Raw genomic sequence first — 13,937 nt, 5'->3', positions numbered from 1 at the left:
AAGAGACAAAGTTCGGGAGGCTTTAGACCATGTTATTTATGATCCATACGGTGGTATTGAATATTCGATTAAGCTAAAAAAATAGCATTTTCACTGCTACCACATAGAATATTGACAATTCTTATGAATCAAAAGATGTCTATTACCCCTAGACCATATTTAATCTTTGAAAACCTTCCAATTGATAGAAAAATTAATACGTCACCTAATCCTTATAATTTAGATGCGTCTTGTAAAAGTGGCTATATTAGCGAAAATTTAATTATGATGTTTTCTTTATTAATCGAAGAACCTTATTCAATTAAGTTTGAAGGCGAACATATAGTAAATAACCTGGTTCCTTTAGAGGATAATAAAAAAGATTATACAGGGTTAGGATCTGAAGTTGAGTTAGATTTTCATATAGAAAATTCTGCACTAAAATTTATAAGGGGTTTAAATTTATCTCCTAAAGGGATACTTTTAACTGGTGTTTGCAATGATGTTGATGGCCCGTTAACGAGAATATCTGATGCACGTCTAGCTTTAAAACTTTTAAGTGAGGAAGATTTGAGTAGCTTAAAGGATAATTTATATATAATTAATGTTCCCTATAGATGGAGAAAAACGGGGTAACCTCTACAAGTAAAGTGCCCCTAGTTCAAGGGGACGGTGAATTCCCAGATATCAGCGCTGTTTTTTATCCAGGCATGTTAGAACCACAGTCAAAAAAAGCCAAGAAAGCTTTAGATCATTTTTATGAAGCTATTAAGGCTGTATCTTTTGGAATTGATGTACAACCAGGAAGATTATTATACATCGATAACAAAATGGCTCTACACTCTAGAGATAAATTTTCTGGATCATTTAATAGTTATGAAAATCCAATGCGGTGGATTCAAAGAGTGTTTGTGTCTGCAGATTTATGGAATCATAGATATGTAGAACAAATAAAAGAAAGAGTATTTGATTTTCAATGCTAATGTCCTGATAATGATATGATGTTGAGAGTACTATTCTGGTTTATATATATTGACTACACATCTCATATATATAGATTTCTCCCGCATAATCAGGTGAGATTACTACCTGATTTAAGCTATAGTGGTCAATTAATTTTCTATAGCTGCATTTGAGCTTTGTTATTTTTGCCCTTTCCTTTCAAACCGCTAGGGGGATTCTCCTATCAAGCCCTTGGAAGAGCGATTTGGAGCAATTTCATAATGCGAAACCAAAACATAGTGACAAACTTTTCTATTGTTTTCATAGGCATGACGGTTTGCATGGTTGCCCCCTTCAAGCACGGTAGCTTTTTTTCTTACCCGATGGAATCTTTCATATATGAAACAACATAATTAATTTATAACAGATAATTCAATGTATTATCTAAAATATGAATTTAAAAAACGAACATCGCGTACAAATAAATTCAAACATAATTGGGCACACGACTTATAACATTTTTTAGATGAACAAATAATAATACACCCCATATCTTTAAACAAAGAATGAAAATCATAAAATGCGCTCTAAGGATAATAGGAATTCTCTACAAAGAAGAGACAGAGATGAAGTCTCCAAAAACTTCATCAGCACCATCCTTCACTATTTTGTTAATATATTCATTTTATACAAGAATCTTTCCCTCGGAAGAAACAGCATTTGCAACAGCTTCCTCGCTTGCCTCATCGGGTAATAACATCTCATTATGGGCACATCCCGATGGAATCATGGGAAAACAATTTTCTAAATTATGAACACGACAATCAAAGAGAACTGGTTTGTCACAATCAATCATTTGTTGAATTTTATCATCAAGTTCATCCGGTTTTGAACAACGAATACCGACGGCACCATAAGATTCTGCTAATTTCACGAAATCAGGCATCGCTTCCGTATAAGAGTGAGAAAGCCGATTGCCATGCAACAACTGCTGCCACTGTCGGACCATACCCATATACTGATTATTTAAAATAAAAACTTTCACTGGCGTATTATGCTGTATTGCTGTTGCAAGTTCTTGTATATTCATCTGAATTGAAGCATCACCAGAAATACATAAAACAAGTGCATCAGGATGTGCAATTTGAACACCAATAGCAGCAGGAAGACCATACCCCATCGTTCCAAGACCACCAGATGTCATCCAATGTTTTGGCTCATCAAAACGATAATACTGCGCAGCCCACATTTGATGCTGTCCAACATCCGTTGTGATATAAGCACACGCATCTTTGGTAAGCACATAAAGCCGTTCAAGAGCATATTGTGGCATAATGGCATCTTTTCTCTCGGCATATGCTAAAGAATTACGTGCTTTCCAGCAATTAATTTGCGCCCACCACGCCTCACGACTTTCACTTTTAAAGATTGGTTGCTGCATATGTAAACGTCGATTGATATCTCCTAAAATATGCGCGACATCACCAATAAGTGGAACTTTCACTTTTACGATCTTATTGATAGAAGAAGGGTCAATATCAATATGGATAATGCGCGCATGAGGTGCAAAAGCATCAAGCCGCCCAGTGATACGATCATCAAAGCGTGCACCAACAGCGAGCATAACATCACAATCATGCATGGCCATATTAGCTTCATAGGTTCCATGCATTCCAAGCATTCCAAGCCAATTTTTTCCAGAAGCAGGATAAGCACCAAGCCCCATAAGTGTTGAAGTAATTGGAAAATCTCCTAATTGAACCAACTCACGCAAAAGCTGTACAGCTTTTGGTCCCGATGAAATAACACCACCACCAGAATAAATAACAGGACGCTTTGCTTCTACTAAGAGAGAAACAGCCTCTTCAATAGCCTGCGCATTCCCTTTCAGCTTTGAATAAGAACGCATAAATGTCGGCGCTTGAGGTGCTCTATAAATTCCTGAAGCAAATTGAACATCCTTAGGAATATCAATCAAAACCGGTCCAGGGCGACCTGATTGAGCAAGAGAAAAAGCTTCATGAATAATAGCCGCAAGATCATTGACGTTTTTAACCAGCCAATTACGCTTCGTACAGGGCTTTGTAATACCAACCGTATCAGCTTCTTGAAAGCCATTTGTTCCAATGATCGTTGTCGCTACCTGACCAGAAAAACAAACAAGAGGTATAGAATCCATTAATGCATCTTGCAAAGGTGTCACAGCATTCGTTGCACCTGGACCAGAAGTCACAAGCATAACGCCTACCTTTCCAGTACTGCGTGCATAACCTTCAGCAGCATGCCCCGCAGCTTGTTCATGACGCACCAAAATATGTCGAACGACATCTTGTTGATAAATAACATCAAAAATAGGAAGAACAGCCCCACCAGGATAACCAAAGAGATGTTCAACCCCTTGATCAATAAGAGCTTGAACCACCATTTCAGCGCCCGACATTCTTTTTCCGTCCGCACTCTCTTGCATTCTTGGATGATTTGTCATTTTTCCCACTCGCCTACTTGATGGCACAATAAAAAAGCTCCTAGAGGAGCGCATAAAAAAAGGCTCCGAGGGGGAGCCCATGACACACAAAAACACCTATTGTATGATCCCCCTCCTTCTTTCAATGCACAAATATAATAAGAAAAAAATTCTTATAAAAAGATTTCTAATTCCATTAACACCATTCGTCAATAAAAAATTATACGCCCCCCCCCCAAAATCAATTTACAATTCTTTCTTACATTGCTCTTCAAGATTCTCTGCTCTTTTATCAAGAAATAAGCATCCATTCTTTATCAAATTGATTACGAAACCATGTCATTTGCCTTTTTGCATACCGCCTCGTTTGTGTTTTCACCGCTTCAAGAGCATTCTCAAAGCTTCTATATCCATCCAAATAAGCTATAAATTCAGAGACACCAATAGCCTTCATCACGGATAACGAAGGGGAAAGCATAAGTTTTCTCACTGCAAGTACTTCTTCTAAAGCTCCTCTTTCAATCATAGAATCTAACCTTTTATGAATACGCTCATAAAGCAATTGACGTGGTGGAAGAAGAAGAATTTTTTCTAAACAATTTGAAGTAATGAGAGGTGCTGTTTTTTGCTCCTGCCACCAACTGAGTTTTTTATCAGTTGCATCATAAACTTCTAAAGCCCGTACAATACGCTGTCCATCTTGTGAAGAAATTTTCTCAGCAAGAACAGCATCAACCTGCAACAACTGGCGATAAAGGCTTTCAGAGCCTTCCTGATCAAGCCGAAGTCGCCATTTCTGGCGTACAACATCTGGAACATGAGGAATTTTTGAAATTCCTTCTAAAAGAGTACGAAAATAAAGCCCTGTTCCACCAACAAAAATAAGTGATTGAGACGAAAATACCGTCAATAACTTCTCAACATCGCGCAACCAATGCCCTACTGAATAATTCACCGTAGGGCTTACATAACCATAGAGATAATGTGGAACAATTGTAGTATCAGCCTCTGTCGGACGTGCCGTTAAAATATTTAAAACATCATAAACTTGCATTGAATCCGTATTAATGATGAAAGCATTTTTTTCTTGTGCCATCTGTAAGGCAAGCGCTGATTTTCCACTTGCAGTTGGTCCCGCTATCAATGTAATCGTTCTCTGTTTCATAAATGGAAATCTCTACTTCCATCAAACAACAATCTCTTGCAACACGCATAACCAGCCACGCAAAACTTGTATTTCATCTTCATTGTCATACAGTGAACTCTTTAAACAAAAATACAAGCAGAACTTTATTATAACGAACACAATGAAAATACTATGATGTTCTACTTCCTTGAAAAAAATGAACCCAAGAACAATACAAAAAAAGCCTCACGGGATTTCTTCCTGTTATCATTATTCAATAACAAAACACAGCCTTTAAAACATCAATCTCCCAAACATTAGCCCCCAAGCATTAATCCATTGGAATTGTTACGACCCGCAACTCTCCATCTGGACGTGCAACGATGAACAGAGCATTTTTACGCCCTGCCTCACGTAATTTATGAAGACGTTTTTTGACCTCATCAATCGTTGTGATAGAACTTTGATTGATATCAACGATGACTTCACCAATGCGAATACGCTTTTTATCCGCCGTGCTATTTTGTGCAACAGATGTCACCACCACCCCCCGAAGTTTATCCGTAATTGAATAGCGATGACGCAAATCTGCTGTAAGCTCAGATAATGTCATTCCCATAAAGTGCATTGTCACACTTTTCGATATAGCATTGCCCTTTTCATCACCAGATTCTTCCGCTGTATTTTCATTCGCATCTGTTTCAATCAAACGGCCAAGTTTAACCTTTACTGTTTTTTTCTGTCCGTTCCGCAAAACAGTAACATCCATCACTTTTCCTTCTGGGCTTTCCGCCACCAAACGCGGCAAATCGCGCGCATGTTTAATTTTTGCATTCCCAAAATAAAGAATGATATCCCCTGTTTGAAGCTGGCTATTATCTACATTGGAATCTTCTATTTTACCTGCAACCAACGCTCCTACAGCGCTTTCTAATTTCAAACTTTTTGCAATATCTTCCGTTATTGGCTGAATACGAATAGCCAACCAGCCACGCCTTATTTCTCCAAAATCACGCAACTGATTGATAACAGAAAGTGCCATATCTGATGGTATAGCAAAACCAATACCAATAGATCCACCGGAAGGCGAAATAATTGCTGTATTAATTCCAATCACCTCACCATTTCTATCAAATAATGGCCCCCCAGAATTGCCTCGATTAATCGCCGCATCTGTCTGAATAAAATTATCATAAGGACCCGCATTAAGATCACGATTACGTGCAGAAATAATACCAACCGTTACACTTCCACCAAAACCATAGGGATTGCCGATCGCCATAACCCAATCACCAATGCGCGCCTTTTCTGAATCACCAAAACGTACAGCTTTTAATTTTTTGCTTCCTGCATTAACTTGAAGCAGCGCTAAATCCGTCTTGCTATCCTTTCCAAGCAACTTTGCTTTTAGTTTTGTACCATCCGTAAAATTCACTTCAATATCATCGGCATCAACAATAACGTGGTAATTTGTAACGATAAGCCCCCTTTCCGCATCAATCACAAAACCAGATCCCAAAGAACGCACCTTTTGAAACGGACTCCCTTTTTGACCATCTTTAGGTGTAAAAAAATCATCAAAATATTCTTGCAGCAATGAATCTTTCGGTATAATGGGCACAGAAGTATTTTCGTCTTGTTCTGTACCATCAACGGTCTGTGCTGTGGAAATATTTACAACTGTCTCTAAAAGTTCAGCAGCCAAATCAGGAACAGAAGGTAGTGTATTTTCTGTCTCGTCTCCCCAAGACAAACTGATTGATCCTGATAAAAACAAAATCACACAGACAACAACTTTTGTGACAAAGAACTTCAAAGATGTAATCCCACCTACGACATTTCTAACCATGACATGCCTTTAACAAAATACTGCAAAAAACTGACTAAATTTATCTATGCAAACTAAATTTATCTATGCAAAATGAGTATGGCTTAACACTCTACCATCTTCATCACAAAAGAAAGCAACTACAGAACACACTTCCCATGCAAAAAATTGTGTCCACAGTCCATTTTTATCTCTACTCTTCTCCAAGTTTTGTATCAGCTTTACTGGACCCAGTATTCATTGTTGATGGAAATTTTCTCTTTTCCAGCTGCGGATTGCGAAAATAGAAAAAGAAATCTTCGTTTGGTGAAATCACCATCGGTACAGGCTCCAAATTCTTATACTGTTCCATCGCTAACCAAAAATCGTAGAAAGACGGATTAACCTTCCTCGCATTCAATAAAAGGCGAATACTTTCAGCCTGACCTTCACCCCGGGTAATTTCCGCATCACGTTTTGCAGCTGCTACAATTTCTTCATATTCACGATTAGCTTCCGCCACAATACGATCTTTCTCCTGCTGACCACGAGCACGAATATTTTCCGCTACAGCCTCACGTTCAGCTGCCATTTGCCGATAAACATCTTCTGAAACAGCATCTGTTAAATCAGTTTTGCGAATACGCACATCAACAATTTTAATACCCAACGAACCTGCATCTACAGAAAACTGCCGCTGCACCTCAGCCATCATTGCCCCCCGTTCATCTGATAAAGCTGCTCTAAATTCCCGCTTACCATAAACAGCTCGCAAAGCATCAATAAAACGCGGTGCAAGATTTTCACGCGCAGCAACTTGTGGACGCCCCGAAGCAATACGCTGTAAAAACAACTTAGGATCCATGATACGATAAATAAAAAACGCATCCACTTCATAATAAGCACCACCCCTCACCTGTACAGATTGTGTAGGAACATCGTAACGTAATAATCGATTATCAACCACAATCATCTTATCCACAAAGGGCACTTTCAAATAGATCCCAGGATCAGATTCTACCTTAACAATTTGTCCAAAACGCTTAATTGCTACTTGTTGACGCGGATAGACAATAAAAAGAGACATCCATAAAGCCATCAAAAGAAGCACTATAGGACTCAATATAAACAAAAAACGAGATTGCTGCATAATTAGCGTCCTCCAGAAATGCGAGAATTCAATAGCGATACAGAACGTGCTGATGTTTTTTTCGCACTTTCTGAAGAATTGCTGCGTAGCAATTCATTCAGAGGTAAATAAGGCACCACCGGAGAATTGATTTGATCAAGAACCAACTTGTTTGGTGAAGAAAGAATACGCCCCATCGTCTCCATATAAAGACGATACCGTGTAGCCTCTGGTGAAATTTTAGCCTCATGCGCTATAGCCTGAAAACGCTCAGCACGTCCTCTTGCTTCTTCAACCATTTGTGCCTTTTCACCTTTTGCGATTTCCCGTGTACGTGAAGCTTCACCATTCGCTAAACCAATCTTAGTAAAACGCACACGATTTCCTTCTTCAACCATTCGCCCACGTTCCTGCTCTGCCTGTTGAACGGAATTAAACGCCGCCGCAACTTTTGTAGGAGGAGCAGCCTCACTAATCGATACACGATTTATCTCAACACCCAGTTGATATTTATCCACAGTCAACTGGATAATTTTTCTGACATCATCAGCAACTTCTTCTTTCTTATCACGTAAAACATCATCAACGGGCCTCGAACCAATGACTTCACGCATTGCACTCTCCGCAACCTGACGCACTGTCCCTTCTTGATCATTTACATTAAACAAAAACTGACTAGGATGCGAAATCCGATAGTAAACAGAAAAATTAACGTTCACAATATTCTGATCACTCGAAAGCATCAAGCCGTCACTTTGTTGTGTTTGTCCGGACTGGCCACCAATCGCTATTGTTTTTTCCGTTAAAGGCACTTTCATATAAGTCTCAATTGGCCAAAAGTGAAAATGCAAGCCATCACCGATAGCTTCTCCCTTAGGCACCCCAAAACGTAACTCCACTGCTTGTTCATTTTGTTGAACAATGTAAAGAGACTGATAAAGCCAAAAAAATACGGCGAGCAAAAACAAAAGTCCCCAAAGTCCACCCCCACCAAATTGTTTAAGTTGCTCCTGCCCTTTACGCAAAATATCATCAAGATGGGGACCATTATCACCACCATTATTACTACCAGAACCAAAAAAGTTCTTCGTTGGTGTTTTTTTGTCACCACTAGGTTTATTGTGATCGCCACTCCAAGGGCCGCCACCATTTTGATTTGTCCAGGGCATTTTTACCTCTTTTACTGAATACCATTCATCAAATACCAACCATTCACTTAAATCTCATAAGATGGTTCTTATCTGATTCTACTTCCATACAAATGATTATTTTCGTTCATAAACCACAAAACGTGTTGGATGACTGTCTTTATCTCCTTCTGGAATATATTGTGTTTGCACAATAGTCCACTTTTCTTTGTCAAAAACAGGAAAAAAACTATCACCGTTAATGGAAGCTAAGACTTCTGTGAGGAAGATTTTATCAGCAATACTGAAACCTTGTTGAAAAATTTCACCACCACCAATAATAAAAATCGCATCTGCACCATTTTGAGAAACTTCCCTTTTTGCAACAGAACAAGCCTGAGATAAAGAGTGGGTAATAATAGCCCCTTTAGCGTTAAAGTCATGATTGCGCGTAATGACAATATTCAAGCGTCCTGGCAAAGGCTTCCCAAGAGAATCCCAAGTTTTCCGCCCCATAATAATGGGTTTACCAAAAGTCAAAGCCTTAAAGCGTTGCAAATCCGTTGACAAGCGCCAAGGCATCGCACCTTCACGACCGATAACACCATTTTCTGCAACAGCTGCAATTAAACAAATTGGAACAGTCATATTGCTACCGATGCCTTGATATGTGAGTGTGCTTCATAATTAAGCAATTCAAAATCCTCAAATTTAAAAGAAAAAAGATCCGTTACCGCTGGATTCATATGCATAGATGGTAAAGCATTTGGTATACGAGACAATTGACATCGAGCCTGTTCAAAATGATTAGAATAAAGGTGAGCATCCCCAAGAGTATGAATAAAATCACCTACTTTAAGACCGCATACTTGTGCGATCATCATTGTTAACAGCGCATAAGAAGCAATATTGAATGGAACACCTAAGAAAATATCGGCTGAACGCTGATAAAGTTGGCAGGATAATTTACCATCAGCAACATAAAATTGAAAAAGACAATGACAAGGAGGAAGAGCCATTTCCTCTATCAATGCAGGGTTCCACGCAGAGACAATTAAGCGACGAGAATCTGGTGTTTCCTTAATCATAGTCAAAAGATTACTGATTTGATCAATATGTCGTCCATCAGGAGCAGGCCAAGAACGCCATTGATAACCATAAATAGGACCAAGATTTCCTTCTTTATCAGCCCATTCATCCCAAATTGATACACCGTTCTCCTTCAACCACGCAATATTTGTATCACCTCTAAGAAACCACAAAAGCTCATAAATGATTGAACGCAAATGCAATTTCTTCGTTGTCAGTAATGGAAATCCATCCTGTAAATCAAACCGCATCTGATAACCAAAAACTGATCGTGTCCCAACACCGGTTCGATCTGCACGATCAATGCCCTGATTTAAAACATGAGATAAAAGATCAAGATAAGTTTTCATGCAAATATTATGGCCGATTCTACTGATTAGAGAAAATTAAAACTGTAAAACGCATAAAAATACAATTTAAATCTCTCTCCTAAAACATTTTGCACAAGAAATTATTATGTTCTGATTAAATTTTTGACGCAAAAGATAAAATACTATAAGACAATCCCAAGAGGAATGAATACAGGGGGAAATAATACGTGAACGGAAATAAAAAGGGATAAACTTATGGAGAATGAAGCAACTCTGGCACTACATGATACAAGAAAACGTATCTGGGCTATCGTGTCCAGTGCGTCAGGTAATCTAGTAGAATGGTATGACTTTTACGTTTATTCCTTTACGTCCATTTACTTTGCATCACAGTTTTTTCCCTCAGAAGGTAATGTCGTTACACAACTTTTAATGGCTGCTGGTGTCTTTGCTATTGGTTTTCTTATGCGCCCAATCGGCGGATGGCTTTTTGGCTTCATTGCCGATCGTTACGGACGCAAACGCTCAATGCTTATCTCTGTTTTTATGATGTGTGGTGGTTCGTTCTTAATCGCCCTACTTCCTACCTATGAAACCATTGGAGTAGCAGCAGGAATTCTTTTACTTTTACTCAGAATGCTTCAGGGGCTTTCTGTCGGTGGTGAATATGGTACAACAGCAACTTATATGAGCGAAATCGCCCTCAAAAATCGCCGAGGATTTTTTAGCTCTTTCCAATACACCACACTGATTGGTGGTCAACTTCTAGCTAGTCTCGTTATATTCATTTTAGCGCTTTATCTCACTGAAGATCAGCTAAAAGCATGGGGCTGGCGTATTCCATTTGCCATTGGTGGACTAGGAGCAATTGTTGCGATTTATCTACGCCGCACACTCCATGAGACAACAACCAAAGAAAGTCGTTCTAGTACACAAGCTGGTAGTATTAGGGGACTTCTGAGCAACCACCGAAAAGCTTTTTTTCTAGTTATCGGATTTACCGCTGGAGGATCGCTCACCTTCTACACCTATACAACTTACATGCAAAAATATCTGATCACAACCACCGGCTTTGATAAACATACAGCCACAACTGTGATGACTGCTGCACTCTTTGTTTTCATGTTACTTCAACCTGCATTTGGTTTTATGGCTGATAAAATTGGAACAAGAACTTCACTCCTTATTTGGAGTGTCTTATCTATTATCTTTACCATTCCTGGACTTAATGTGATTGGTCGTACTGATAATACATGGATTGCTTTATCAGTTATTATTGGAATGCTCTGCATTATGAGCTTTTACACATCCATCTCTGGCATTGTAAAATCAGAAATGTTTCCCGCTTCAGTACGAGCAATAGGAGTTGGGCTCTCTTATGCTATTGCCAACGCACTGTTTGGCGGTTCTGCTGAATATATTGCGCTTGGATTAAAAGATCTTGGATATGAATCTGTCTTCTATTTTTATATAACCGGCATGATGATTATTGCATTCATTTCTGTTCTCTTAATGCCCGATGCCCGGAAAAAGGGCTATCTTCAAGGTGATAGTATCCATTAAATTTTCTAAACTAAATCAAGAATCCCGATTTTTCGGGCTTCTTGATTATGATAATATTGTAAAATCAATATTTACAACCTATTATAGACACGCCTTTCATATCATAAACATCTCTCGTATCATAAAGGAGCGATATCCTCTTCTTTGATATGAACCATGATGAATAAATTATCCTATGTCATGACCGTATATTTTTCATGATACCAATAAATCCAGTATACTTAGCTTTAAAACATCAGATCTGTTTTAATTAAAGTCCTCTTTTCTTTATCAAAAATAAGCAAAACATCGTTTCCTTATTTGTCTAATAATAGAAATTAAACCGCATCTATTATCACCAATTAATCCTTTCTCAACAACCCTTTCTGATCTGAATGATCAATACCACCGTTAAAGATGCAATAAAAATCAAAACATACCTTCCTATAAATATGAGCACCGTTTTTGTTCTATGACAAAAATAAAAATTGCAAACATCATGGAAATAAGCGGCTTCCACCCCCCCCCTTTTTTTAGAAACATCGCAATATAATTGAATTTTTATGGCTTAAACTGTAAACAACTTTAAAGAGAAGAAAAGTTATAAATCTAAAAGGGGAATACTTCATGAATAATCAAACAACTTTAGATCCACATGATACAAGGAAACGTATTTTTGCTATCATATCCAGTGCATCAGGAAATCTGGTAGAATGGTACGACTTTTATGCTTACTCCTTTGCATCGGTTTATTTTGCATCACAATTTTTTCCTGAAGATGAAGATATTGTTACACAACTTTTAAAAACTGCAGGAATCTTTTTTATTGGCTTTCTTATGCGTCCAATTGGAGCATGGCTCTTTGGATTCATTGCGGATCGTTATGGACGTAAACGCTCAATGCTTATTTCTGTTTTTATGATGTGTGGGGGCTCTTTTCTCATTGCCATACTTCCCACTTATAAAACCTTGGGAATAACAGCAGCATTTCTCCTCCTCTTAGTTCGCATGTTTCAAGGACTTTCCGTTGGCGGTGAATATGGTACAGCAGCAACTTATATGAGCGAAGTTGCACCCAAAAATCGTCGTGGGCTCTTTGCTTCTTTTCAATATGCAACAACGATCACAGGTCAACTTCTCGCAAGTTTTATAATATTTATTTTATCCCTTTACCTTACTGAAGATCAGTTAAAAGCGTGGGGATGGCGTATTCCTTTTGTCATTGGTGGCTTTGGAGCAATTGTTGCAATTTATCTGCGTAGTCTACTTCATGAAACAACAACCCACAAAAGCCGCTCTGAACAACATGCTGGTAGTCTTAGAGAACTTTTTCGCAATCATAAAAAAGCTTTCTTTTTGGTTGTTGGCTTTACAGCTGGTGGATCACTCACATTTTATACATACACCACTTATATGCAAAAATATCTGATCACAACCACTGGTTTTGATAAACAAACCGCAACAACGATAATGACTGCCGCCCTCTTTATTTTTGTACTACTCCAACCCCTTTTTGGTTCTATAGCTGATAAAATTGGAGCAAGAGCTTCACTCATTAGTTGGAGTACCTTATCCATTATCTGCACCATTCCTGTACTTAAAATGATTGGGAATGCCCATAATGCATGGGCAGCACTTTTAATCATCATTGGAATACTCTGTGTTATGAGTTTTTATACGTCCATTGCTGGTATCATAAAAGCAGAATTGTTCCCAGCCTCAATCCGCGCAATTGGTGTTGGATTTGCTTTTGCCATTGGGAATGCACTATTTGGCGGTTCTGCTGAATATGTAGCGCTTGGATTAAAAAATATGGGATACGAATCTGTTTTCTTTTCTTACATAGTTGGTATGATGATCATTGCACTCATCTCTATTCTCCTTATGCCCGATATAGATAAAGGAGGATATCTCGATAAAGACGATAAATTTCATTAAACTTATTTTTCGGATAAAAAAGCCTAAGAAAGTAGGCTTTTTTTAATTATTTACACAAAAACTTAATTTTTATTTATGAAACCCATTTCATTATCTTACTCTCAATAATGGACAGCCATCGAATATTTTCTATGACCGACAATATTACTTCAATAACATATTGATTTGTAATGTTTTTATCATTTTTTATTTCAATTGAGAAACCAAAATACCATAAGATTTTTTCATTTCGACCCTTTTTATATCACGTCCTCATAACTATACCTCTTGCAACTCAGAAACCCTCTTGCAACTCAGAAACAAAGTTAATGCTATGAATAAAATTATTTAATAAAAGAATAAAACAGCCTTTTACAAACTATTTAAATTACCAAAAATGTATAAATCTATTAATATAATTTATTTTTAAAAATTATTCCTGACATTAAAGGTATATTACTATAATAAAAATTTACTTAAAACTTATAAGCAAGACTATTATAT

General features: G+C 37.9%; 11 protein-coding genes. 4 read left to right on the top strand and 7 right to left on the bottom strand.

Features of this window, described 5'->3' with window-relative positions; translation table 11 throughout:
- The first annotated feature begins 135 nt into the window (after positions 1 to 135).
- Both J7R12_RS09040 and J7R12_RS09035 read left to right on the top strand, forming a co-directional pair.
- Complete coding sequence (locus J7R12_RS09040) at positions 136 to 615, top strand: hypothetical protein (RefSeq protein ID WP_234924848.1); 480 nt, start codon at positions 136 to 138, stop codon at positions 613 to 615.
- On the top strand, positions 597 to 962 hold the full coding sequence (locus J7R12_RS09035; RefSeq protein ID WP_234924847.1) for a Fe(II)-2OG oxygenase family protein: 366 nt from the start codon (positions 597 to 599) through the stop codon (positions 960 to 962). Before J7R12_RS09040 ends, J7R12_RS09035 begins: the two co-directional genes overlap by 19 nt.
- 644 nt (positions 963 to 1,606) lie before the next feature.
- Here the strand turns inward: J7R12_RS09035 and J7R12_RS06970 are convergent.
- The 7 genes from J7R12_RS06970 to J7R12_RS06940 all read right to left on the bottom strand — a co-directional run bounded on the left by J7R12_RS06970 (position 1,607) and on the right by J7R12_RS06940 (position 10,013).
- Positions 1,607 to 3,406, bottom strand: coding sequence for an acetolactate synthase 3 large subunit (locus J7R12_RS06970; RefSeq protein ID WP_126603547.1), 1,800 nt, complete (start codon positions 3,404 to 3,406; stop codon positions 1,607 to 1,609).
- A gap of 271 nt (positions 3,407 to 3,677) precedes the next feature.
- Positions 3,678 to 4,550 carry a tRNA (adenosine(37)-N6)-dimethylallyltransferase MiaA gene (gene miaA, locus J7R12_RS06965; protein WP_126603548.1) on the bottom strand — a complete coding sequence of 291 codons (873 nt, stop codon included), beginning with the start codon at positions 4,548 to 4,550 and terminating at the stop codon, positions 3,678 to 3,680.
- A gap of 292 nt (positions 4,551 to 4,842) precedes the next feature.
- Positions 4,843 to 6,360, bottom strand: a complete 1,518-nt coding sequence (locus J7R12_RS06960; RefSeq protein WP_126603549.1) for a Do family serine endopeptidase — start codon at positions 6,358 to 6,360, stop codon at positions 4,843 to 4,845.
- Between the two features lie 172 nt (positions 6,361 to 6,532).
- Positions 6,533 to 7,468, bottom strand: a complete 936-nt coding sequence (hflC, locus tag J7R12_RS06955) for a protease modulator HflC (protein ID WP_126603550.1) — start codon at positions 7,466 to 7,468, stop codon at positions 6,533 to 6,535.
- Between the two features lie 2 nt (positions 7,469 to 7,470).
- Positions 7,471 to 8,616, bottom strand: a complete 1,146-nt coding sequence (gene hflK, locus J7R12_RS06950; RefSeq protein ID WP_126603551.1) for an FtsH protease activity modulator HflK — start codon at positions 8,614 to 8,616, stop codon at positions 7,471 to 7,473.
- 96 nt (positions 8,617 to 8,712) lie between these two features.
- The gene (locus tag J7R12_RS06945; protein WP_126603552.1) at positions 8,713 to 9,222 is read right to left on the bottom strand and encodes a dihydrofolate reductase; all 510 of its coding nucleotides are present in this window, start codon (positions 9,220 to 9,222) and stop codon (positions 8,713 to 8,715) included.
- Entirely contained in the window at positions 9,219 to 10,013 is a 795-nt protein-coding gene (locus J7R12_RS06940) for a thymidylate synthase (RefSeq protein WP_126603553.1), read from the bottom strand. The genes J7R12_RS06945 and J7R12_RS06940 overlap by 4 nt, the downstream gene beginning before the upstream one ends.
- Before the next feature lie 216 nt (positions 10,014 to 10,229).
- Between J7R12_RS06940 and J7R12_RS06935 the strand changes: the two genes are divergently transcribed.
- Both J7R12_RS06935 and J7R12_RS06930 read left to right on the top strand, forming a co-directional pair.
- Positions 10,230 to 11,537 carry an MFS family transporter gene (locus J7R12_RS06935; RefSeq protein WP_126603554.1) on the top strand — a complete coding sequence of 436 codons (1,308 nt, stop codon included), beginning with the start codon at positions 10,230 to 10,232 and terminating at the stop codon, positions 11,535 to 11,537.
- A gap of 606 nt (positions 11,538 to 12,143) precedes the next feature.
- Complete coding sequence (locus J7R12_RS06930) at positions 12,144 to 13,454, top strand: MFS family transporter (protein WP_126603555.1); 1,311 nt, start codon at positions 12,144 to 12,146, stop codon at positions 13,452 to 13,454.
- Positions 13,455 to 13,937: the final 483 nt, after the last annotated feature.

The organism is Bartonella vinsonii subsp. vinsonii (assembly GCF_902825235.1).
GTDB classification, from domain to species: Bacteria; Pseudomonadota; Alphaproteobacteria; order Rhizobiales; family Rhizobiaceae; genus Bartonella; species Bartonella vinsonii.
This window is presented reverse-complemented; position numbering and strand designations above follow the sequence as displayed.

Bases quoted from the DNA above. Each gene is read 5' to 3' on its own strand.
- J7R12_RS09040 (WP_234924848.1), top strand. From the start codon at position 136: ATGTCTATTACCCCTAGACCATATTTAATCTTTGAAAACCTTCCAATT.
- J7R12_RS09035 (WP_234924847.1), top strand. From the start codon at position 597: ATGGAGAAAAACGGGGTAACCTCTACAAGTAAAGTGCCCCTAGTTCAA.
- J7R12_RS06970 (WP_126603547.1), bottom strand. From the start codon at position 3,406: ATGACAAATCATCCAAGAATGCAAGAGAGTGCGGACGGAAAAAGAATG.
- miaA (WP_126603548.1), bottom strand. From the start codon at position 4,550: ATGAAACAGAGAACGATTACATTGATAGCGGGACCAACTGCAAGTGGA.
- J7R12_RS06960 (WP_126603549.1), bottom strand. From the start codon at position 6,360: ATGGTTAGAAATGTCGTAGGTGGGATTACATCTTTGAAGTTCTTTGTC.
- hflC (WP_126603550.1), bottom strand. From the start codon at position 7,468: ATGCAGCAATCTCGTTTTTTGTTTATATTGAGTCCTATAGTGCTTCTT.
- hflK (WP_126603551.1), bottom strand. From the start codon at position 8,616: ATGCCCTGGACAAATCAAAATGGTGGCGGCCCTTGGAGTGGCGATCAC.
- J7R12_RS06945 (WP_126603552.1), bottom strand. From the start codon at position 9,222: ATGACTGTTCCAATTTGTTTAATTGCAGCTGTTGCAGAAAATGGTGTT.
- J7R12_RS06940 (WP_126603553.1), bottom strand. From the start codon at position 10,013: ATGAAAACTTATCTTGATCTTTTATCTCATGTTTTAAATCAGGGCATT.
- J7R12_RS06935 (WP_126603554.1), top strand. From the start codon at position 10,230: ATGGAGAATGAAGCAACTCTGGCACTACATGATACAAGAAAACGTATC.
- J7R12_RS06930 (WP_126603555.1), top strand. From the start codon at position 12,144: ATGAATAATCAAACAACTTTAGATCCACATGATACAAGGAAACGTATT.